The sequence below is a fragment of the Desulfuromonas soudanensis genome (assembly GCF_001278055.1).
In the GTDB taxonomy this organism is placed as follows: domain Bacteria; phylum Desulfobacterota; class Desulfuromonadia; order Desulfuromonadales; family WTL; genus Deferrimonas; species Deferrimonas soudanensis.
The window spans coordinates 3,532,323-3,553,644 of the sequence record NZ_CP010802.1 but is presented as its reverse complement, the minus strand read 5'-3'; the positions used below and the strand labels follow the sequence as shown (position 1 = coordinate 3,553,644).

The 21,322-nt window shown below is 62.4% G+C and carries 19 protein-coding genes, 1 tRNA gene and 1 riboswitch; of the genes, 10 read left to right on the top strand and 10 right to left on the bottom strand.

Translation table 11 applies throughout. The features are described from left to right. Nucleotides 1-14 precede the first annotated feature (14 nt). Nucleotides 15-389 carry a HEAT repeat domain-containing protein gene (locus DSOUD_RS15860; protein ID WP_053551925.1) on the bottom strand — a complete coding sequence of 125 codons (375 nt, stop codon included), beginning with the start codon at nucleotides 387-389 and terminating at the stop codon, nucleotides 15-17. Between the two features lie 151 nt (nucleotides 390-540). Here DSOUD_RS15860 and DSOUD_RS15855 point away from each other — a divergent pair, with 151 nt between their 5' ends. Both DSOUD_RS15855 and DSOUD_RS15850 read left to right on the top strand, forming a co-directional pair. Beyond that, entirely contained in the window at nucleotides 541-1,065 is a 525-nt protein-coding gene (locus DSOUD_RS15855) for an O-acetyl-ADP-ribose deacetylase (RefSeq protein ID WP_053551924.1), read from the top strand. Nucleotides 1,066-1,171: 106 nt separating this feature from the next. Then, nucleotides 1,172-1,636, top strand: a complete 465-nt coding sequence (locus tag DSOUD_RS15850) for a ferritin family protein (RefSeq protein ID WP_053551923.1) — start codon at nucleotides 1,172-1,174, stop codon at nucleotides 1,634-1,636. A 111-nt stretch (nucleotides 1,637-1,747) separates the two neighbouring features. On the opposite strand, the gene DSOUD_RS15845 is transcribed toward DSOUD_RS15850, so the two are convergent. Next, nucleotides 1,748-1,960 (bottom strand): hypothetical protein, encoded by a 213-nt coding sequence (locus DSOUD_RS15845; RefSeq protein ID WP_053551922.1) that lies wholly within the window; start codon nucleotides 1,958-1,960, stop codon nucleotides 1,748-1,750. 424 nt (nucleotides 1,961-2,384) lie between these two features. On the opposite strand from DSOUD_RS15845, the gene DSOUD_RS15840 reads away from it, so the two are divergent. From DSOUD_RS15840 to DSOUD_RS15830, 3 genes are all read left to right on the top strand, one after another. Continuing rightward, complete coding sequence (locus DSOUD_RS15840) at nucleotides 2,385-4,013, top strand: PAS domain-containing sensor histidine kinase (protein ID WP_198300326.1); 1,629 nt, start codon at nucleotides 2,385-2,387, stop codon at nucleotides 4,011-4,013. Beyond that, complete coding sequence (locus DSOUD_RS15835; RefSeq protein ID WP_053551920.1) at nucleotides 4,006-5,451, top strand: sigma-54-dependent transcriptional regulator; 1,446 nt, start codon at nucleotides 4,006-4,008, stop codon at nucleotides 5,449-5,451. Before DSOUD_RS15840 ends, DSOUD_RS15835 begins: the two co-directional genes overlap by 8 nt. Nucleotides 5,452-5,723: 272 nt before the next feature. Further along, complete coding sequence (locus DSOUD_RS15830) at nucleotides 5,724-6,104, top strand: hypothetical protein (protein WP_053551919.1); 381 nt, start codon at nucleotides 5,724-5,726, stop codon at nucleotides 6,102-6,104. Nucleotides 6,105-6,191: 87 nt separating this feature from the next. Here DSOUD_RS15830 and DSOUD_RS15825 read toward each other — a convergent pair whose 3' ends face one another. Both DSOUD_RS15825 and DSOUD_RS15820 read right to left on the bottom strand, forming a co-directional pair. After that, nucleotides 6,192-6,833, bottom strand: a complete 642-nt coding sequence (locus DSOUD_RS15825) for an outer membrane protein (protein WP_053551918.1) — start codon at nucleotides 6,831-6,833, stop codon at nucleotides 6,192-6,194. A gap of 134 nt (nucleotides 6,834-6,967) precedes the next feature. Beyond that, complete coding sequence (locus DSOUD_RS15820) at nucleotides 6,968-7,537, bottom strand: porin family protein (RefSeq protein ID WP_157671897.1); 570 nt, start codon at nucleotides 7,535-7,537, stop codon at nucleotides 6,968-6,970. A gap of 314 nt (nucleotides 7,538-7,851) precedes the next feature. Between DSOUD_RS15820 and DSOUD_RS15815 the strand changes: the two genes are divergently transcribed. From DSOUD_RS15815 to DSOUD_RS15805, 3 genes are all read left to right on the top strand, one after another. Beyond that, nucleotides 7,852-9,546 (top strand): ATP-binding protein, encoded by a 1,695-nt coding sequence (locus DSOUD_RS15815; protein ID WP_053551916.1) that lies wholly within the window; start codon nucleotides 7,852-7,854, stop codon nucleotides 9,544-9,546. Continuing rightward, on the top strand, nucleotides 9,536-10,525 hold the full coding sequence (locus tag DSOUD_RS15810) for an HD domain-containing phosphohydrolase (RefSeq protein ID WP_053551915.1): 990 nt from the start codon (nucleotides 9,536-9,538) through the stop codon (nucleotides 10,523-10,525). The genes DSOUD_RS15815 and DSOUD_RS15810 overlap by 11 nt, the downstream gene beginning before the upstream one ends. 134 nt (nucleotides 10,526-10,659) lie before the next feature. Further along, a complete protein-coding gene (locus DSOUD_RS15805; protein WP_053551914.1) occupies nucleotides 10,660-11,229 on the top strand; it encodes a response regulator in 570 nt (189 codons plus the stop codon). Between the two features lie 38 nt (nucleotides 11,230-11,267). On the opposite strand, the gene DSOUD_RS15800 is transcribed toward DSOUD_RS15805, so the two are convergent. Next, nucleotides 11,268-11,344 (bottom strand) — tRNA-Met (locus DSOUD_RS15800). A gap of 163 nt (nucleotides 11,345-11,507) precedes the next feature. Between DSOUD_RS15800 and mnmH the strand changes: the two genes are divergently transcribed. Beyond that, nucleotides 11,508-12,557 (top strand): tRNA 2-selenouridine(34) synthase MnmH, encoded by a 1,050-nt coding sequence (gene mnmH, locus DSOUD_RS15795; protein WP_053551913.1) that lies wholly within the window; start codon nucleotides 11,508-11,510, stop codon nucleotides 12,555-12,557. A 71-nt stretch (nucleotides 12,558-12,628) separates the two neighbouring features. Beyond that, nucleotides 12,629-12,811 (top strand): hypothetical protein, encoded by a 183-nt coding sequence (locus DSOUD_RS15790; RefSeq protein WP_053551912.1) that lies wholly within the window; start codon nucleotides 12,629-12,631, stop codon nucleotides 12,809-12,811. 307 nt (nucleotides 12,812-13,118) lie between these two features. Here the strand turns inward: DSOUD_RS15790 and metX are convergent, their stop codons facing one another. The 5 genes from metX to DSOUD_RS15765 form a co-directional block, all read right to left on the bottom strand. Then, entirely contained in the window at nucleotides 13,119-14,231 is a 1,113-nt protein-coding gene (gene metX / locus DSOUD_RS15785; protein WP_053551911.1) for a homoserine O-acetyltransferase MetX, read from the bottom strand. A gap of 150 nt (nucleotides 14,232-14,381) precedes the next feature. Continuing rightward, nucleotides 14,382-14,493: riboswitch (SAM riboswitch) on the bottom strand. A gap of 78 nt (nucleotides 14,494-14,571) precedes the next feature. Continuing rightward, nucleotides 14,572-15,717 carry a trans-sulfuration enzyme family protein gene (locus DSOUD_RS15780; protein ID WP_053551910.1) on the bottom strand — a complete coding sequence of 382 codons (1,146 nt, stop codon included), beginning with the start codon at nucleotides 15,715-15,717 and terminating at the stop codon, nucleotides 14,572-14,574. 63 nt (nucleotides 15,718-15,780) lie between these two features. Then, nucleotides 15,781-18,135 carry a methyl-accepting chemotaxis protein gene (locus DSOUD_RS15775; RefSeq protein WP_053551909.1) on the bottom strand — a complete coding sequence of 785 codons (2,355 nt, stop codon included), beginning with the start codon at nucleotides 18,133-18,135 and terminating at the stop codon, nucleotides 15,781-15,783. Between the two features lie 30 nt (nucleotides 18,136-18,165). After that, the gene (locus tag DSOUD_RS15770) at nucleotides 18,166-19,128 is read right to left on the bottom strand and encodes an ABC transporter substrate-binding protein (RefSeq protein ID WP_053551908.1); all 963 of its coding nucleotides are present in this window, start codon (nucleotides 19,126-19,128) and stop codon (nucleotides 18,166-18,168) included. 45 nt (nucleotides 19,129-19,173) lie between these two features. Then, nucleotides 19,174-21,297: a porin family protein gene (locus DSOUD_RS15765; RefSeq protein WP_157671896.1), complete on the bottom strand. Its 2,124-nt coding sequence runs from the start codon at nucleotides 21,295-21,297 to the stop codon at nucleotides 19,174-19,176. Nucleotides 21,298-21,322 lie beyond the last annotated feature (25 nt).

Here is a 21,322-nt window from a genome sequence, read left to right as displayed (position 1 = left end):
CGCTGCGCGGGGCTTCAGGGGGTGCGGAGCATCTCGAGGCTGCGCAGGGCGTTGCGCCGCACCACGGGGGACGGGTCGTCGGCGGCGGCGCTGAGGGGGATGCGGGCGGACGGGTCGCCGAGCAATCCCAGGCTCTTGGCGGCGCTCTTGCGCACGAATTCGTCGGGATCCTGGAGCAGGCCGATCAGCGCCGGCGTCGCCTGAGCGGCGCCGATTTCCCCGAGGGAGAAGGCGGCGTTGCTGCGTACCGACGGGTTGGCGTCGGCCAGGGCGTCCAGAAGGGGGGCGGCGGCGCGGGCGTCGCCGAGTTTTCCCAGGTCGGCGGCGGCCCGCGATCGGATGATGCCGCTGGTCGCCTTGAGATCGTCGATGAGTTGCTGGAATGTCATATTGTATTCAGTCCTCTCTGGTTGGAATTGTGATCGATTATAACGAAAAATATCCGGGAGGGAACCGGAAAACGCGAGGAGGGCTGCTGCAGGGAGTATCCCCGGTGGTACGATGGGGTATAGACCGCCTTGATGAAGGGAGAAGAAGGGGATGAAAGAGGGAGGAATTGCCATTGTCCAGGGGGACATCACCCGGATGAAGGTCGATGCGATCGTCAACGCCGCCAATACCTCCCTCCTCGGCGGAGGTGGGGTCGACGGGGCCATCCACCGCGCCGCAGGTCCGCAGTTGCTTGCCGAGTGCCGGACTGTCGGTCCCTGCCCGACGGGAGAATCCCGCATCACCGGCGGCTACCGCCTGCCGGCGCCTTACGTGATCCACACCGTCGGACCGGTCTGGCAGGGCGGGGCTCACGGCGAGGACCAGCTCCTCGCCTCCTGCTACCGTTCCGCCCTGCGACTGGCGACGGAGCACGGACTCTCGACTTTGGCCTTTCCCTCCATCAGCACCGGGGCCTACCGTTTTCCCCTCGACCGCGCCTGCCGGATCGCCCTCGGAGAGACCCTGCGCTTCCTCCGAGAGGAGGACTCTCTGGCCGAGGTGACCTTCGTCTGTTTCACGGCAGCCGACCGGGAGGTCTATCGCCGGATCCTGGCCGAGATGTCGGTATCCTGAAGACGCTTCGGATAAAAAATGTTCAGGGAGGGAAAAAATCGTGATAAGGTTCGCCACCCTTTGACAAATTCTTCTGTAACCCATCGACCTGTGACGGAGGCCAAGGATGACGAATAGAGCAAGTGCCCAGGCGGCGATCCGCGATGCGATCCGAACGGAAAAGGACGCCATGGATTTCTATCTTTATGGTGCCGAAAAACTCAGCGAAGAGAGGGCCCGCCAGGTCTTCGAGCTCTTGGCCCGCGAAGAGCGGCAGCACGCCCGGATGTTCTATCAGGCTTACACGGGGGGGGATCTTCCCCCCTTCGACGAGTATATGCAGGCCCCTCCCGACACCTCTTCCGAGTGGTGGACGGCGCTGCAGCAGGTCATGATGGGGGGATTCGACGAGCGCAAGGTCCTTGAGCTGGCCATGGAGCAGGAAGAGGCCCTGGAGAAAAAACTGCGGGAAGTGGCCTCGGGGATCGCCGATCCGGCGATCCGGGCCATCTACGAGGCCAACGCCAGTTCGACCCATCATCACGGGATGCTCATCGAGGAAGAGTATCGGGCGATGTTCGGTATGTCCTGATCCGTCGGGGCTTTCCCTTTCAGGGGAAACCTGAGAAGCAGGAGAGCCTCCTGCAGCGGCGCATGGCCGTTGCAGGAGGCTCTTTTTTCTTGGGACGTCTCCGGCGGGAGGTTATCGTTGCCGGTTTTTTCCCGTCAGGATATCGGTTTGCGCCCCGATGCCGCAGACGAAGCGGCTCCAGGCGACGCGCTGCCGGGTGCGGCGGGAGAAGTGCAGGGGACAGGAGCGCTTCGCTGCGGCGTCGCGGCGACTCCACCATGCCATCAGAGGGTCGAGATGGAAGACGTGCAGAGCGCGCTGGCAGAAGGTCGAAGTCGGGGACATGGGCATCTCGCTGCGGGTTGAATGTTGTTACAATTGGTCTTACCATAAGACCGTCCCGATCCGGTGTCAAGGGGGGTAAAATGTAGAATGTTGTTTCTGTTCGGCTCTTTGCGACAACAGATGAATATGACTGACTCCCTGCCGACAGGGACAGGAAGCCAGGTGCAAAAAATATGACCATTTGCCAGATAGATAACATTGTCTCACCGCAGATTCCGATTCGTCTCCGGCGCACCCTGGGTGCGGATCTTGTCACCAGGGGCGAAAACCCCCGGTTCTCGGCTCCCTTCTGGCCGATCCGGGCCGAAGGGGCAGGAGGGGGGGGCGTGGCGGGGAAAAAGGCTGGGGGCGCTTCCGGAACGGATTGTGCATCGACAGGAAATGAAGGCGACAGATCGTCCTGCAGAAAGAAAAGGTGAACGCGGTGAGTTTCGAAAGCTGTTTAGTCGGGTTGACGGTCGCATGCCTCCTGATCGGCAGCGGGTGGATACTGCGGGAACGAAAAAAATCCGGATCCGTCGACGCTCTCCTGCGGCCCCTGGTCGAACTCTCCGACGACGCCTGCTTTCTGACGACGGTCGGCGGTCCCTGCATCGCCGTGAATCAGCGCGCCTGCGATTTCCTCGGCTACACCCGCCCCGAGTTGCTCGCCCTCTCCTGGGAGGAGATCGAGGCTTCCGGCGTCGGTTTTTCTCTGGGGCGGTTTCTCCTGGGGGCGGTCGCCGGGGAAATTGTCAGCGAAGGCGGGCTCCTGCGCCACCGGGACGGCTCAGAACTCGCCGTGGCAATTCGGGGGACCCTCCAGAGCGTCGGCAGGCGGAAATTTTTACTCATTTGGGCCCGGGATGCGGAGGAACGTCTGCGGCTCGATTCGGAGCTGCTGGAGAGCCGGGCCCGTTACCAGAGTCTTTCCCAGGAGTTTCAGACCCTCCTCGACGGGATCCCCGATTCTCTGAGTCTCCTCAACCCCGAGGGGGGGCTGATCTGGGCCAATCGCAGCACCGGCGATTACCTTGAGGCCCAGGGGGATTCCCGGCAAGGAACGTTCTGCCACGGGTTGTGGTTCTCCTGGGCGGATTCCCCGGGGCCGCTCCTCTGCCCTGTCTGCGAGAGTTTCCGCAGTGGGAAACCTGCCGAGGCCCTCGATCGGACACCCGACGGCAGGATCTGGGGGGTCAAGGCATTTCCCCTCACCGACGGCGCCGGCCTGGTCACCGGGGTGATCCGGCTCTCCAGCGACATCACCGAGAAGTTCGCCTTCCGGGAAGAGGCCCTGCGCAACAGCCGTCTGGCTGCCCTCGGCGAACTGGCGGCGGGCGTCGCCCATGAAATCAACAACCCCAACGGCCTGATCATCCTCAACCTTTCCCTGCTGGCGGATGTGTGGGCCGATGCCCAACCGATCCTCGAGGCCCACTGGGAGAAGGAAAGAAATTTCACCCTCGGAGGGATGGAATACGAGCGGATGCGGGAAGAGCTGCCGATGGCCTTGAAGGAGATGGAGGACAGCGCCGGGCGCATCCGGCGGATCGTCGTCGATCTCAAGGATTTTGCCCGCCAGGACCCCCAGGGCTGCAAAGATTCTTTCGATTTCAATGATTCGGTTCAGACGGCGGTGCGCCTGGTCGCCAGCACCATCCGCACCGCCACCACGGTCTTCGACTGCAGATACGGCGAAGGGTTGCCCCAGCTCTCTGGCAGCTCCCAGCGTCTCGAACAGGTGGTCATCAATCTCCTTCTCAACGCTTGCCAGGCGCTTGACGCCAAAGACCGGGGAATCTTCCTGACCACCCGCTTCGATCCCGGGCGGGGAATGAACCTCCTGGAGATCAGGGATCAGGGGCGGGGAATCGCCCCGGAACATCTCCCCCATATCCTTGAACCCTTTTTCACCACCCGGCGGAACAACGGCGGGACCGGCCTCGGACTTTCCGTCTCCGCCCGCATTGTCAAGGAACACGGCGGCACTCTCCGCTACGACTCGACCGTCGGCGAGGGGACCACCGCGACCCTTTCCCTCCCCGTGAATACCAAGGATGACGCCGATGAGTAATTGCACCTCCCCGCCCCTGCCGATTCTGCTGGTGGACGATGAAGTTCTCTGGACCCGCAGCCTCTCCCGGATGCTCGAGCGCTCAGGGGGCTACGGCAACCTCCTGACCTGCCACGACAGCCGCGAGGTCATGGGGATTCTGGCGCATCAGCCGGTCAGTCTGGTCCTCCTCGACCTGACCATGCCCCACCTCTCCGGGGACGATCTCCTGGCGACCATCGCCCCGGAGTATCCCGACATCCCGGTGATCATCCTGACCGGTCGGGATCAGGTCGACATGGCGGTCAAGTGCATGAAGGGTGGCGCCTTCGACTATTTTGTCAAGACCGTGGAGGAAGAACGGCTTCTGGCCGGAGTGCAGCGGGCGATACGCATGCAGCAGCTGCAGCGGGAAAACCAGATCCTCAAGACGCGTCTGGGTCGAAAGGATCTGAAGTTCCCCGCCGCCGTCGCCGCCATCCTCACCGGCGACCGGCAGATGGAGTCCCTCTTTCACTATCTGGAAACCGTGGCACCCACCAGCCAGCCGGTACTGATCACCGGCGAGAGTGGGGTCGGCAAGGAACTCTTCGCCCGAGCCGTCCATGAGGTGGGCCGTCCGGGCAAACCCTGGGTCGGGTTGAACGTGGCCGGACTCGACGACACCATCTTTGCCGACACCCTCTTCGGTCACAGCCGCGGCGCCTTTACCGGCGCCGACCGGGAACGCCCGGGGCTCGTCGAGCAGGCCCGCGGCGGCACCCTTTTTCTGGACGAGATCGGGGATTTGAGCCTGAATTCCCAGGTCAAGCTCCTGCGCCTGCTGCAGGAAGGAGACTACTATCCCGTCGGCAGCGATCGTCCCAAGCGCAGCGGCGCCCGTATCGTCCTGGCGACCAATGTCGATCTCACCGCCCGCCTGGCCTCCGGTGCTTTCCGCAAGGATCTTTACTACCGCCTTCGCACCCATCACATCCACATCGCTCCTCTTCGGGAGCGCAGCGACGATATTTCGCTTCTGCTCAACCTTTTCCTTGAAGAGGCAGCCAGCGAGTTCGGCAAGAAGAAGCCGACCGCCCCCCCGGAACTCTCCGTCCTCCTGGCCACTCACCCCTTTCCCGGCAACATCCGCGAGCTGCGGGCGATGGTCTTCGAGGCGGTCAGTCATCACCAGGGGAGGATTCTGTCGACCCGGACCTTCCGGATGGCGATGGGCCTGACGCCAAATGCGGCCGCCGGCGAACCTTTGACCCCGGGAGCCGATGGCGCTCGGGAAGGAATCTCCTACGGCGACCGGTTGCCGACCCTGACCCAGGGGGCCAACCTGCTGGTGGAGGAGGCGATGCGCCGCGCCCAGGGGAACCAGACCATCGCCGCCGGAATGCTCGGCATCTCGCGACCGGCACTGAGCAAGCGTCTAAGGAACCAGCGCCAGGAGGCCGCCTCCACCCCCCGGTAAACACCGATTTCACAAAATCAGCGGAGCCCAGGAGAACCTGGGCCCCGCTGATTTTTTCGGGGGAAGGGGAGCGGCGGGGAACTTTCGGCTCAACGGCGCGGGTCGAGCGCAACTCCGGTTACACCCTTCGTGGAGAGCTTTTCTGAAGCCAGTCGATGAAAAAATCAGTAAAATTGCAACCCTGCGTCTTGGACGTCATCCTGGCATCGACCTTGCTCCTCTAAGAGAACAAGAGAGAGGCATTTTTGCAACGGTCGACGAAGAGGTGAACCATGGGGGCAAAAAATATCCTGATGGTGGAACGGCCGAGCGATGAACCGGTCAGTCTCAACTTTTTGCTGCATATTGCCGGGAACAGGGTAGTCGTGGTCAGCGACCCGATCGAGGCGATCAACCGGATCTCCAGTCACAGGGAGACCGAAGCTCGAAGCGATCTTTTGCTGGTGAACAACTGGGGGGCACAGGAGGAGATCCGCGAGATGGTTCTGCGCGTCCGCGAGGTTCAACGGACCCTGCCGATCGTCATCGTCGATCGGGGGAACCGCTTTCGAACGGCTCTTGCCCCGTTGATTCGGGAGGAGAATCTCACCTATCTCGGCGTTGCCGAGCCGTTCTTCATTGTAAAGCAAGTCGGAGCGCTCCTCGCCGGATGAAATCATAACGAAGATCAACCCCTCAGGGTTCTCCCCCACGAAAAAAGGCCAGCCTTTCGGCTGGCCTTTTTCGTGGACGTTGGAACCCTAGAACATGATGCGCAGGCCGAGGGAGGCATTGTGGGTTTTGTATTCCGATTCTAACTTGAAGCCGTCGACGTCGGTGAACTCGGGGTCGGAGGTGGCAAAGTAGCGGTAACCGAGATCGAGGGCCATATTGGGGTTGAGTTCAAAGGCGACTCCGGCGCCAACCTGGTAGGCGAAGACCGTATCGTCATCGTCGGCAATCGGTCCAATCCCTGGTGCGCCCAGGTCATTAATCGAAACATTTGCGACCCCGATACCGCCGCCGAGGTACGGTGTGACCGGACTCCCCGTCGGGATGTCCCAGAAGGCGTTGGCCATAAAACTGATGGCGCTGATGTCGCCATCCAAGCCTGTAATGACAAGACCTGGTACGGAAATTTTATCAAAATCGTTCTGCCGATAGTTTAATTCGAGCTCGTAACGCCCCGGCCCGCAGTCGACTCCCCCCGTAACCCCGACGTTGAAGCCCGTGTCGAATTCGGCTTCGCCAAAGGTTCCTGTCTCGTCACTGAGGTCTGCGTCATCCACCCAGGTTCCCCCCACCTGAACGCCCAGGTAGGGGACGTTGGCGGCGAAGGACACCGAAGCCAGACATGCCGATGCCAGCAGCGTCGCCAGCAGCCCCAAAATCTTCCTTTTCATAACAACCTCCTCCTTGTGGTTAGAGAAAACTCTAAAACACATTAGCAGGTTTGTTTCGACCTGCAAGAGAGGAGGGTTATTTTTTTGCCGGGGAAATTTGTTTTGTGGGACGGGGGGTTGGGGGCCGAACCTGATTAAAAAGCCAGTTTTAGGCCAACGGAGATGTGATGATCGTCGCCGGCCGGATCGGAGTCCAGGCCGAGGGGGTTGGCCAGTTCCGGGAGGCTGTGTGTGGCGTAGCGGTAGCCGAGGTTGAGCCGGGCTCCGCGGTTCAGGTCACAGGCGATTCCGGCGCTGAGAAGATAGGCGGAGGATTGCTCGAGGTTTTCCGGAGGTGCCGAGTCCGGTCTCCCTGCGGGGGTGGCGTCGGCGGCGGAAGGACCGATGGCCGCGCCGAGGTAGGGGGTGAAGGGGGATGCGGTCTCGAAACGGAGGGATACACCCTTGGTCTTCGGCGTCGACCCGACGACTGGAGGGGCGGGCGGAGCGTCCGGAACCTTGAGATCGGTAAAAGGGGAGGTGTCGGGCTCTGCGACGGTCCCCGGCGCCCCTTCGAGAGAGGGGATCTCTATCCGGTCGTAGTGGAGAGCGGGAGAAGAGGTGGGGGGGAGAGGACAACTGCTGTTCCCGGCGCCGAAGGCCGGCAGAGCCGTCAGGAGGGTAAAGAAGAGAAGTCCCATCCAATACGTCGAGTTTTGTCCCATCGTTGTCCTTTCCGGGAGCGCGGCAGGGAAAATAACTTGGCGAATTATAACAGCAATGGTCATTTGAGTCAAGATCGGCAACGCGGAGACGGGCCGTGGGGGGAGGGAAAGGGAGGATCGGGCAAGGCGGAGGTGGCACGGTAATTGAAGAGTTTCCCCTGATCCCCGCCGCTCTGTTGGCCCGGGCGTGCTGAGGAACTCCGGGTCCGGGATAAAGGCAGGCTTCAGGGCGGCGGAAGGCGGGCGGGCAGGTCAAAACTTTGACCGGCCGTTCGTTCAGAAGCGGATGCCGGGAGGCAATCAGAGGATTTTCGATGAATCTTGGCGAAACCAGAATCAATTCAGCGGCGGGGCCAGAGGTTCTGGACGAAATGTTCCGGATGGTTTTTGCCGGCGCCACAAGTGCGAAGATCATTCTCGATCCCGGTATGAAGATTGTCGCGGCCAGCGATGAATTTTCGAAGCTGATCGGCCGTCCGCCGGCGTCCCTTCCGGGGAGCGAAGCTTGGTTGGAGATGTTTCCTGCCGGGGTGCGCGCGAAAATTGTTTCACTCCACGGGTTTTGCCAGGAGGAGGGGGCTTTGCTCTCCGGCCGGGAGGAGATCCCCCTGATCCGGGAGGGAGAGGCCCCCCGCACCCTGATGGTCTCGGCGCGGTCTATTCCCTCCCTGGCCTGCAGCGTAATTTCTTTTGTCGACATCACCGATCGCAAAAAGACCGAAACCGAGCTTGAATCGGCGAGGGGGGAGCAGGAGAGGAAACACACCGAACTCAGGGACGTCTTTTCCCAGGTCGTCAAGGCGAAGCAGGAGTGGGAAGAGAGCATGGACCGGATCGCCGATCTGGTGATCCTCATCGACGAAACGGGGAGGATCCGGCGCTGCAACAGGGCCTTTGCCGTTCTTGTCAAAAAAGGGTTCAACGAGATCCTCGGGACGCCCATCGGCGGCTTTCTCGCCGACTTCGACACCTCCGTGGAGGAACTCAACCCCCAGGGCGTCGAATGCTATCACTGGGATTCGGACCGCTGGTTTTCGGTGAAATTCTCCGAGAATGCATACAACAACGGAGCGGGAATCATCGTCTGTCACGATATTTCGGAAATGAAGCGCATCAGTCTCGAACTGCAGGAGAGTCATCGGCAGCTGGAGCGAAGCCGGGCGGAACTCGAGCAGGCCTTCGACGACCTGAAGTCCACCGAGGCGCAGATGGTACAGCGGGAGAAAATGGCCTCTCTCGGGCAACTGGCGGCGGGGATGGCCCACGAGATCAACAATCCCATGGGATTTATCGCCAGCAACCTCCTGTCGCTGTCCCGATACGCCCAGAAGATTGTCGATTATCTCCTCGAAGAAAGAACGCTCCTGGGCAGGGACGCCCTGGGGGGGGAAACGGCGGCGGCGCTGGAGCACCTCCGGAAGAGGATGAAGATCGACTACGTCCTCAAGGACATCGTCGACCTGGTCGAAGAGTCGCTGGAAGGAGCCGATCGGGTGAAGAAGATCGTCCAGGATCTCAAGAGCTACTCCCGCAAGGACGGGGAGGAGAGGCAGGCGGCCGACCTCATCCAGTGCCTCGAATCGACCATCAACGTGGTCTGGAACGAGATTAAATACAAGGCGACCGTGGAGAAGGATTACGGGGAGATCCCCATGACCCTCTGCCATCCCCAGGCCCTCAACCAGGTCTTCATGAACCTCCTGGTCAACGCCGCCCAGGCCATAGAGGTGCAGGGAACGATCCGTATCCGCACCTGGTATGAAGACGAAAACATTTTCGTCTCGATTGCCGACAGCGGCCAGGGGATTCTCCCCGAGAACCAGAGCCGCCTCTTCGAGCCCTTTTTTACCACCAAGGAGGTCGGCAAGGGGACGGGACTGGGTTTGAGCGTTTCCTACGACATTGTCAAAAAACATGACGGCGAAATTCGCATCTGCAGCACCCCCGGTCAGGGGAGTACCTTCACCGTTGTCATCCCGGTGGTCAGGGAGGAGTCGCATGGTGCCTGAGGCCGTCCTCTTCGTCGATGACGAGGAAAAGATTCTGAACTCCCTGGAGCGGCTGTTCCTCGACGATGATTTCGAGTTTCTCCGGGCGAGCAGCGGCGCTGCGGCGCTCGAGCTGATACAGCAGCGTCCCGTCGCCATGGTGGTCTCCGATCACTGCATGCCGGGGATGAACGGGATCGAGCTGCTCTCCCGGGTGCGGGGCCTTTCCCCGGAGACGGTGCGGGTGCTGATGACGGCCCATGCCGATCTGGCGACGGCGGTGGCGGCCATCAACCAGGGGGAAATATTCCGCTTTCTCTCCAAGCCCTGGGACGATGCGGAGCTGAAGGGGGTGGTCATCGACGGGCTCTTTCGCTACCGGCTCGCCGGCTCCATGCGCAGCCGCGACGATTCGACCCTCCGTTCCCTGGGGCAGATGGTCGAGCTCAAGGATCCCTATACCAAGGGACATTGCGACCGGGTGGCAGACTACGCCCAGCGAATTGCCTCTGTCCTCCCCCTGGAGGGTGAGGCGTTGAAGGAGATCCGCTACGGCAGCTGGCTGCATGACTGCGGCAAGGTGGGGGTGCCGGAAGAAATCCTCAATTTCCCCGGGCCCCTGAATCCCCAGCAATACTCCCTGGTGAAGAACCATTCCCAGTGGGGAGCCGAGGTCGCCCTGCAGGCGCGCCTGGCTCCGGCGGTGGTCAACATCATCAGGCATCACCATGAGCGCTACGACGGCAAGGGGTATCCCTGGGCCCTCGCCGGGAAAGCCATTCCTCTTGAGGCGCGGATCGTTTCCATCGCCGATGTCTTCGACGCCATGACCAGCGATCGCCCCTATCAACGGAAGCTCTCCTTCGGGGGGGCGATGGAGATGCTCGAAAGACTGCGCGGCACATCCCTCGATCCGGAATTGACCGGAGCCTTTCTCGATATCCTCAGAAGAGACGAAGATTTCCGGGACGGGGATGACAGGGTCGCAGGACAGGGATGACGCCGACCCGGTCAGCGGGGCCGGGCCTTCAAGAAAAAGATGACAGGGAGCCAGGGGGAGCGGCGGAACGATCGGCGCCTTTTTCGGCCGACACAAGGGTTCGGCCCCTGCGGCCGCAGCCGGGAGATTAAATCATGAGCAATGCCATTCTACTCGTCGATGACGAGGCAAACGTACTCAAGGCACTGCAGCGGGCACTGATCGACGAGGATTGGGAGGTGCAGACGGCCAGCAGCGGCGAGGAGGCCCTGGCACTCCTCAAGGAGGTGCGATTCAAGGTGGTCGTCTCCGATGAGCGGATGCCCGGCATGACCGGTTCGGAATTTCTGTCCCTGGCCAGCTTGCGCGCCCCGGAAACGGTGCGGATCATGCTGACCGGTCATGCCAGTCTCGACGGGGCGATGCGGGCGGTCAACGGCGGAGAGATCTACCGTTTTCTCATCAAGCCGTGGAACGACGTGGAACTGCGCATGGCAATCCGTTCGGGGATCGAACGGTACGATATGGACATGGAAAACCGTCGGTTGCTGTCGCAGGTGCGGGGGGAGGAATATCGGTTGAAGCAGGCCGAAAGGCTTCAGCCGGGGGTCACCGTTCCGGAGAAGAATGCCGACGGCAGCTTCAGGGTCGAGGAGCTCTCCGAGGGGGAGATCAAGGACCTGCTGCGCGACTGCGGTGTCGGCACCCCGGAGGAGGGTGGATAAAAAAAGGACCGGCCTGATGGCCGGTCCTTGATGTTTTTTGGTTGCGGGGGAAGGATTTGAACCTTCGACCTTCGGGTTATGAGCCCGACGAGCTACCAGACTGCTCCACCCCGCGACAGGGAAGGCAGACTATAGGGCATCGCCTGGCCGATGTCAACCCTCAAAACACGATTTCTTTGGCTGAACCCCCCTTGCCGGGGAAGGCCCTTGTGTCTGCGGCGCTTTTCCGGTATAACCGGGCAAGAAACAAACCCTTTCCCCCCCGGTGTCCCTTTCCCATGTCCCACCTGACCATCGATCTCCACCAGGCCCTTGCCCTGCGCGACCTCGGCGCACTCCTCATCGACGCCCGCAGTCCGGCGGAATTTGCCGAGGGGACCATCCCCGGCGCCGTCAATGTGCCGATCTTCGACGATGCCGAGCGGGCGCGTGTCGGGACCCTGTACAAGGTCGAGGGGAAGCGGGCGGCAAAGCGCCTCGCCGTGGAACTGGTGGCGCCCCGTCTTCCGGCGATGATCGCCCGGATCGAGGAGGCCCTGGCGGGACGGCGTCCTCCGGTGGTGGTCTTCTGCTGGCGTGGGGGGATGCGCAGCCGCGCCCTGACCACTTTTCTCGACTTCGCCGGAATTCCCGCCCGCCAGCTCATCGGCGGACACAAGGCCTTTCGCGCCGAGGTGCGCTCCTTTTTCGAGGAGGGGCGCTGGGGACGGCTTCTGGTGCTGCGGGGGCTCACCGGGGTCGGCAAGACCCGGCTGCTGCTGCGCCTGCGGGAGGAAGGGTACCCGGTCATCGATCTCGAGGGGCTGGCCCATCACCGCGGCAGCGCCTTCGGAGGCCTCGGCCTGCAGAACCAGCCGACGCAGAAGACCTTCGAAACCCGGCTGTGGGAGGCCCTGCGGCAGGTCCCCGCGGACGGCTATGCCCTGGCCGAAGGGGAGAGCAAGCACATCGGTCGTCTGGTCGTCCCCCCCCGCGTCTTCGAGTCCCTGCAGCAGGAGACGACCCTCTGGATCAACGCCTCCCTCGACTACCGGGTGCAGGTCACCCTCGACGACTATCCCGCCGTCGACGATCTCAAGCCGTCCTTCATTGCTCCGCTCAACGCCCTGCGTCAGCGCCTCGGCGCCGAGACCGTCGAGCGTCTCCTTGGGCTCCTCGAAGCCGGGCGCTGGCAGGAGCTTGTGCGCGACCTGATGGTCCTCTACTATGACCCCCTCTATCGGCACACCCGCCCCGAGCGGCGCATCGAGATCGACATCGAACCGGAGGAGGAAGGGGTGCGGCGACTGCGCACGGCGATCGAAGCGGTCCTCAAGGGGACGCTCTGAGGGCTCCTTTACTTTCGGCGGCCGGTTCGGCGACAATGACTCAGGGATAAATTCCAGGGCGGCAGGGGACCATGGGCAAAGAGATCAAGGTGCAGAAATATAACGTCCTGTGCGCCAAATGCCTGCGCACCTGCAAACAGCTCGAGGGATTGCACGTTCTCGACTGCCCCCGCTATCTCCATCGCCCCTTCAAGATCGTCGAGCACAAATTCTCCCAGCTCGATCTCTTCGGCGTCGATGAAGAGGGGGATTGAGAAGTCAATCGAAAGGTTTGACGCAGAGGCGGGGAGGTGCAGAGAAAAAGTGCGGGAGAGGACTTTGACCGGATTTCCTGTGCTCAGGGGGAGCGAAGGATTCCGGCGCAATTCCCATTGAAGGGCCATTGACGAATGAGGAGCAGGGCGGAGCCGGCAGGTACCGCTCTTTTTTTGTGCCCCGCCTGGAATATAAGCCATTCCGATGCGGACAACCTGAGGGAGAAGAGGCAAGAGCCAACCCTCGCTCGGGAATATTCTCTGCGCTCTCTGCCTTCTCCGCGTCTCGGCGTTGAAGGTTTTGTTGTTAGCCGAGTCGATCGAGAAAGGCGACGATGAAGGGGGTGAACTTCTCCGGTTCGACGAGGAAGGAGTCGTGACCGTAGTCCGAATCGATCAGGTGGTAGGCGACGGATTTGCCGAGGCGGGCAAGGATCTCCGTGACCTGTTCGGTCTGCTGCGGCGGATAGAGCCAGTCGGAGGTGAAGGCGAACCACAGGGACGGGCACCGGAGGTGGTCCAGGGCGTCCTCGAGACCGTCAAAATTCCAGGCCGCGTCGTAGAGGTCGAGAGCCTTGGCCAGGTAAAGAAAGGCGTTGGTGTCGAAGCGCTCGACGAAGCTGGCGCCGTTGTACTCGAGATAGCGCTCGACCTCGAACTGGCCGAAGAAGTCGAACATCCCGTCGCGGGCGGAGAAGCGGCGGCCGAACTTGAGGTGCATGGAGGCGTCGGAGAGGAAGGAGATGTGCCCTACGGCGCGGGCCAGGGCGAGTCCGTCGGCCGGAGGGTGCTCGGGGCGGTAGTTCCCCTTCTTCCACATCGGATCGTTGAAGATCGCCTGGCGGGCCACGGCGTTGAGGGAGATGGACATGGGCGAGGTGCGCCCGGTGCCGGCGATGGGGATGATGGAGCGGACCATCTCCGGATAGAGTATCCCCCACTCGAGGGCCTGCATCGCTCCCATGCTGCCGCCGATGACGGTGAGGAGCGAAGGGAGGCCGAGGCGGTCGACGAGGAGCTTCTGGGCGCGCACCATGTCGCGGACCATGACGACGGGAAAGGCGAGATTATACGGTTTGTCGGTGCGGGGATTGATGCTCGTCGGTCCGGTGGACCCCTTGCAGGAGCCGATGACGTTGGAACAGACAACGAAATAACGCTCGGTGTCGAGGACCTTGCCGGGGCCGATCATGTCGTCCCACCAGCCGGACTTGCGGTCATCCTCATGGTAGCGCCCGGCGGCGTGGGCATCGCCGGTCCAGGCGTGGGTCACCAGGATGGCGTTGCTGCGCTCGGCATTGAGGGTGCCGTAGGTCTCGTAGGCGAGGGTGACCGGCCCGAGAAGGCGGCCGCTCTCGAGCTGCAGTTCGACGTCGAACTCGGCGTATTCGGTTTTGACGATACCGACGGATCCGTTCAATGCTCCGGCCCTTTGCCTGGTGGGGGTTTTTTCTGCTTCTGTCCTGAAGTCGATCGGTGCCCCTGGCGGGGTGAAAATAAAAAAGGCCCCTTCCCATAGATGACGGGAAGGGGCCTTTTGGATACCAGGAGACGTATCTGCCAGACTCCGCCCTCATCTTGCCCCTGGATCTCGGGCAGGAATTAGCACCTGGCATCCGCAGGACGCGGATCGGTTGCTGTGGTTTCACAGGGCCTTTTCCCTCCACCACTCTTGATAAAGACGTTGCGCTATTTGATTGTAGGGGCGAACTTAACGGAATCCCGGGAAAAAGTCAATCGGATTAGACGGCTGCCGTCCTTCACGGAGCGAGGGCGGCCTCGAGATCGTCCCAGAGATCCTCGGGGTCCTCGATTCCCGTCGAAATCCGCACCAGCGTCTCGCGGATACCTAGCTGTTCTTTGACCGAGGCCGGAATGGCGGCGTGGGACATGGACCAGCAGTGGGTGAGGATCGTTTCGACCCCGCCGAGGCTCGGGGCGATGATCGGCAGCTGCACCCTCTCCAGGAGCGGGACGATCCCCTTTCGCTCCTTGAGTTCGAAGGAGAGGACGGCGCCGGCGCCGGCGGCCTGGGAAAAATGGAGATCCCGGCCGGCAAATCCCTCAAGCCCCGGATAATAGACGCGGGCCACCGCCGGATGCGCCTGAAGGCGCTCGGCGAGGATCTGGGCTCCCTGCTGTCCGGCCTCGAGGCGCAGCTTGAGGGTCTTGATCCCCCGGGAAAGGAGAAAGGAGTCGAAGGGGGAGAGGACGGCGCCGAAGGCGTTGTGAAAAAATTTGAGACGCCGGGCGATTTCGGGGTCGGCGGTGGTCGCCAGGCCGGCGAGAAGGTCGCTGTGGCCGCCGAGAAATTTGGTGGCGCTGTGGATGGCGATGTCGATGCCGAGATCGAGCGGGCGCTGCAGCAGCGGCGTCATGAAGGTGTTGTCGAGAAGGGTGAGCAGACCCCTCTCCCGGGCCAGGGCGGCGATTCCCCGCAGGTCGGTGATCTTGAAGAGGGGGTTGGAGGGGGTTTCGAGAAAGATCGCCCGGGTCCGGGGGCGGATGGCGGCGGCGACGGCCTCGAGGTCGGTGACGTCGACGAAACTCGCTTCGATCCCCTGTTGGGGAAGGACCGTGGAGAGATAGCGGTAGGACCCGCCGTAGAGGTCGTCGGGGGCGATCAGGTGATCGCCGCTCTTGAGCAGAGCCAGGGCGCTGCCGATGGCCGCCATCCCCGAAGGGTAGGCAAAGCCCCGGACACCCCCCTCGAGGAGAGCGATCGCCTCTTCGACCTGGTCGCGACTCGGGTTGCCGCTGCGGGCGTAGTCGTACTCCCCCGGTTTTCCGGCGGTGTGATGATAGGTCGAGGCGGGATAGATGGGGACGACGGCGGCGCCGGTGGCCGGGTCGCGGTCGCGCCCCTGGTGCACGAGGAGGGTTGCGGTGCGCAGTGTTCTGGTCATGGTCGTTCCTGACTCAAGGGGGTCGTTGCACGGAGTCGGACCCGGGTTTGGCGAATTGTTCGCTCAGGCCTTGAAGGCGCCCATTTCCCGGGTGAGTTCGGCCGCCTGCAGGGAGAGGGCGTCGACCACCTGGTCGAGTTCGACGGCCCGGCCGCTGTTGGCCTCGGCGATGTGCCGGATCTGCGAGACCGCCTCGATGACCTGGCGGTTGCGGCGGGTCTGCTCGCCGGTGGCGCTGTCGATGGACTCGACCATCTGCTGGATCCTCTGCATGTTTTCGGCGATATGCTTGCTCCCCTTGGTTTGCTCGCCGGTGCTGAGCTTGACGTGGGAGGCGATCTCCTTCATCGCCTCGGCGGCTTTGGCCAGCTGCCGGGTACCGTCGGTCTGCTGGCGGACGGCGGTGGAGATCTGGCCGAGCATCGATGCGATCTGGTTGATCGAATTGGTGATCTGCTTGCTCCCCCGGGCCTGTTCCTGGGTCGCCCGGACGATGCTGCGGACCTGGTGAGTGGCGTTGAGGGTACTGGTGCGAATCTGATCGAGTGCGCCGACCGTCTCCTTGCTGCGGGAGGCCTCCTGGTGGACCCGTTCGCTCCCCGCCTGCATCGCCGCCACGGCGTCGCGGGTTCCCTTCTGGAGGTTGTCGATGATGGTGGAGATCTCCCGCGTCGAAATCGCCGTACGGTCGGCGAGATTGCGGATTTCGCTGGCGACCACGGCGAAGCCCTTGCCGTGCTCGCCGGCCTGGGCGGCAATAATCGCCGCATTGAGGGAGAGGAGCCCGGTCTGGTCGGCGACTTCGTCGATGACGGTGAGGATCTTGCCTATGGAGTGGGACTGCTTGCCGAGTTCCTGAATCGCCGTTCCGGCGCGGTCGACCATGGTGCGGATCGCTTCGATCCCTTCGATGGTCTGGTCGACGGCTTCCTTGCCGCGCTGGGCGTCCTTGGCTGCGGCCTCCGAAAGGAGGTTGGTCCGTTCGGCGTTCTCCTCGATCTCCTTGATCGAGGAGTCCATTTCGATGATCGAGGAGGCGGTGACTTCGGTGGAGGAGGAGAGGATGCCGACGTTTTCGGTGATCTGCTGGCTGGTGACGGACATCTCGTTGATGCTGCTGGAGACCTCGTCGACGGTGGCAAAGAGGCGCTCCATCTGCTCGGCGATTTCCGAGGTCGAGGCGCCGAGCTCCAGCGTTGCCGCCGAACTTTCCTCGGCCGCCTCGAGAAGGGAGCCGATCTTTCCCGCCACGGCCGTCGCCGTCGCGTCGATCCCCTGGATGGCGGTAAAAGACTCTTCGAGGGCGCTGGCCTGGCTGGCGGCTCCTCTGGCCACCTCTCCCGAGGAGGTGCGGATCTTTTCCGTGGCGCCGTTGACGTCGGCAGTCACGGCCCGGATACGCTGGACCATCTCCCGCAAACGGAGGATAAAGCGGTTGAAGGTGATTGCCAGATCGCCCACCTCGTCCTGGGAGGTGACGGCCAGGGTGCGGGTGAGATCCCCTTCGCCGTCGGCGATTTCCTTGAGATTGTCGACCACCGCCGTCAGGGGCCGGATCAGTCCCCGGGAGAAGGTCAGCCCGACGATCAGGGCGAGAGCGGCGACGATAGCGGCAAGGATGAAGAGGACCCGGCGGATCGATGCGCGGGACTCCTGCTCGGACTGGCGGTCGAGGGCAAGAATCACCCCCTGGCCTTCGCTGCCGAGGGGTTTGCTGTAGAGAGCGTAGGATTTGCCGTCGACCTCCACCGTCTGCAGGTCCATGGCTCTTCCCGGATCGAGGTCCCTGAGGCCGGCCAGGGAGCTGGCGACGATGCCGCTTTCGTTGAAAAAGGCGACTTCGGTGCCGCTCAGGGTCTTGAGGCGGGAGGCGAATCCGTCATCGAGGAGGGTGACCCCGACCATGGTGCCGATGGGTTGATTCTGCAGCATGATCGGGGAGGTGACGATGATCGAGAGTCGGCCGGCAAAGGCGCCGATGGCACTGCTGGCTTCGCCGCTTGCCGGGAGCTGGTCCGCCCCGACGGTTTCGTCGAGAGACAGGCCCTCGCGACCGACGCGCAGCAGGCGCCCTCCGCCGGTGCCGCGAACCTCGAGGAGATCGAAGTCGTAACGCGCGCGGGCCTGGACGATGAGTTCGGAGAGCTGGTCGACGTCCTGGGTCAGGGTCGCGTAGTAGGTGGCGTTGACCACGTCGGTATTGCTGCAGAGAAGATCGATGTAGTTGGCGTTCTCCCGTTGCGACGAGGCGGTGCTGCGCTCGGCAAAATTACCTGTCCTCTCGGCGAGCTGGCTCATGTCCCGCTGGATCAGGTCGTCGGTCAGGCCGGAGATGAGAACCAGCGTGACGATCATCGGGGTGACGGAGAGGCCGATAAGGGCAAGAAGAATTTTCCAGCGCAGTTTCAATGTGTTCATGGCATCAGGCCCTTTTCTTCGATGATGACCTCAGCGGACGACGCGGGTGGCGGCGGCGAGAGTTTTTGCCGGCACACTCAGCCCGAGGGCGCCGGCGGTCTTGAGATTGATGACCAGCGCCATCTTTTTCGGCGAACGGACGGGAAGGATGAAGGCCTTCTGCCCGCCGAGCACCTGCAGGGTGTGGACCCCCAGGAGCTTCCCCTGTTCATCGGGATCGGCTTCCAGGTTGATGAGCGCGCCCTGCTCGGCCAGGCCGGGGATCTGGGAAATCACCGGAAGTTTCTTGGCGGAAGCCAGGGCGAGGAGCTCCTGGGTCCTGGTGCCGATCATCAGGCTATTGGAGAGAAAGAGGACATCGGCTTCCCCTGCCAGTTTGCCGACGGCACCGGCTGCCTCCTGGGGGGTTCCCACATCCTGCTTGAGGAGGGAGAAACCGAGCTTTTGGGCAAGAGTCTGGAACTCCTGGACCTGCAGGACCGAATCCTTGTCGTCGCCGCTGTAGAGAACGCCGATTTTCTTACCCGGGACGATGGCCGACAGAGCCTCGAGAAGGGGCGCCATCGGGATCATGCTGCTGGCGCCGCTGCGGTTGACGCCGGGGGCGCTGAGGGTATTGACGATCCCCAGCCCGACGGGGTCATAGACGTCGGCGAAGAGGACGACGGATTTCTTCGCTTCCTGGGCCGCTCCGTCTGTCGCCGCGCCGCCGTAGGTGATGAAGAGGTCGGCGCCGGCCGAGGAGGCCCGCCGCAGGCTGTTGGTAATCGACATCCGGTCCGCATTCGGTTTCTGGACAAAGACCTTGACCTTGTCCTCGCCATACCCGCCGCTTTCGAGGATCTTGAGGAAAGCGGCATGGGCCTCGCCGTAGCGGGGGAGATCGCCGGGGATGATGACAGCCACGATCTGCGGCCCCGCACTCGCCGGGACGGCCGGGAGGAGCATGAGCGCCAGGAAGAAGGCGGACAAAAAATGAATTTTATAGTTCATGGTCACTGTCCAGGGAGAGCAGGGGTTGACGTGCCACGAGGCAGATTACCAGCTCCTCGACAGGTTGGCCAGATAAGTTTGGACTTTTCCTTCGTAGAGTCCGTTGGTGCGGTCGTCGTAGGCGTCGTAGGTGTAGGTTCCGGCAATATCCCAACCCTTCACCAGGGTCCAATCGAAGCCGGCCGACAGGCCGTTTTGCTCGATGTTGAGCTCGGTCAGCTCGCGCAGCCCGGTGGAGTCGGCGGCAATGGCGCCGGGGGGGAAATTGGAAAAGGTCGAAAAGGTGGAGCTGAATTGCGGGTCGAAGTAGGCCCGGGAGCGGATGTGGCGCCCTTCGGTCCGCAGGAGCAGTTTTTGGACGATCTGCCATTGGATGCCGACGGACACCGTCTGCACCCGTTGCAGGTAATCGACATCCTCGGCTTCAATGTTGGCCTGGGACGGTTCGTTGCCGATCAGCAGATCCTGGACGATCTTGCTCCGCAGATACCCGTAGTTGGCGGTGATCAGGGACCCTTTGCCGGGGTTAAACCAGAGGCCGGCCGAAAAATTCTGGTTTTCGTTTTTGCGGTCCAGTTCGTAGGCTTGAAGATTTGCACTGCCGTCAAATTGCAGAACGGTCTGGTTCTGCTTGGCGGTGCGATCGGCCCGGACGGTGGTGTTGACCCCGAAGCGGGGAGAAAGGAGCCAGTCGAGGGCGGCGAATCCGCGGTGACCTTCCTCGATGGAGGTTCCGTAGGCGGGGTCGTCGCTGGTCCGGTACTGATACCAGCCGCGCACCTTCAGGCGCCCCTTGTCCAGGGGACGGGCGAAAAAGCTGACCTTGTACCGGTTGATGACTTCGTCTTCCGGCAATTCCCAGTACGGGTCGATCACATGGACACCGCCAAAAGCGGTGAAAAGAGTCGGGAGGAAGGGGGCGCCGGTGTTGCCGCGATGAATATCCTCGCGTTTATAGTCCGCCCTGAGGGTCAGCCTGCGTACGGGACGATAGCTGAGGGAGGCTTCGTAGGTGGCCGTGGTCAGATCGACGTTTTCCCGGACGTTGATGGTGTTGGGCGGGTTGTTCGGTCCGACATTGAGGCTGTCGACAACCAGGGTGTCGCTGTTGTCGTTGTCCATGTCCAGAAGACGATAGCGGAGATTGATGGTCAGTTGGGAGAAGGGGGTCAGGGTCAGATCGCCGGCGGTTTTTTGAAAGTCCGTTTCTGATTTAATCGGCCGCACGTCGCTCAAATTCGAGCGGTTTTCCCTCTGGCCGATGGTGAAACTGGCGGCGCCGACGACTCCGCCGGAGAGGGAGGTGTGGGCCTGGATGGTGTGGGAGGTCAGCCGGGAGTCCGGCGCTTCGTCATGTTCCCAGTCGCCGGTGATGCGTTGTCCCGCGAGACCTTCGAAGGGATCGATGGGGATCGGCTGCTGGTCACGGAAGTCGCGGTTGAGAAATTCATAGACCAGGTCCACGGGGCCGAGGTGGACGTCGAACCCGGCGGTGACTTCCTCGGTGACGCGGTCGAGTTTGCGGGTCTGGCTCCTCATGTGGCAGGTGGAGCAGGGAGACCCCTCGGCCACATAGCGCAGCTGCTGTTTTCCGCTGCGTTCCAGACGCCAGTAGCCGAGATTGAGGTGGGCGGGGACCCCGGGGTGTTTCCCCCGGAATTTGCCGCCGTACTGCTCGAGTTTGACCCCGTAATGGTCGCCGGGATCGGCATCGGCATAATCGATCAGGGTGCTGGGACCGGTCGCGACGGGTACGGCGGCCGGGTTTCCCGGCGTGCTGGCGACCGGTCGGTTGAGGTATGGGACGTGGTCGAGATTATGGAAAAAGGCGTCGGTGAAGAGCGTCAGCCTCAGCAGCCCCTTGTAGTCGAGGTGGGCATCCCCTCGGTAATCGTCCTGGTCGAGGTAATCGAGGCCGAGGGAGAGGTGATTGGGTCCCTGGCCGGCCTCGACCTCGGCGCCAAGGGTGACGCTGGAGTTGTTGGTTTCATATTCGGCCGCCCGGTTGGGATTGTCCCGAGTGTCAACGAGGCGGTAGCCGATGGTGAAGTTCTGTTCGATATACCCTTCGTCGAGCGAACCAGGGCCGCTGTCGGCAAAGGCCAAGGCGGAACAAAGGGTCGTGATCAAGAGGGTCGGCAGGCAGAGTTGTTTGAATAAACGGTCCATTTTCACGGCAGTCTCCTGATAGAAA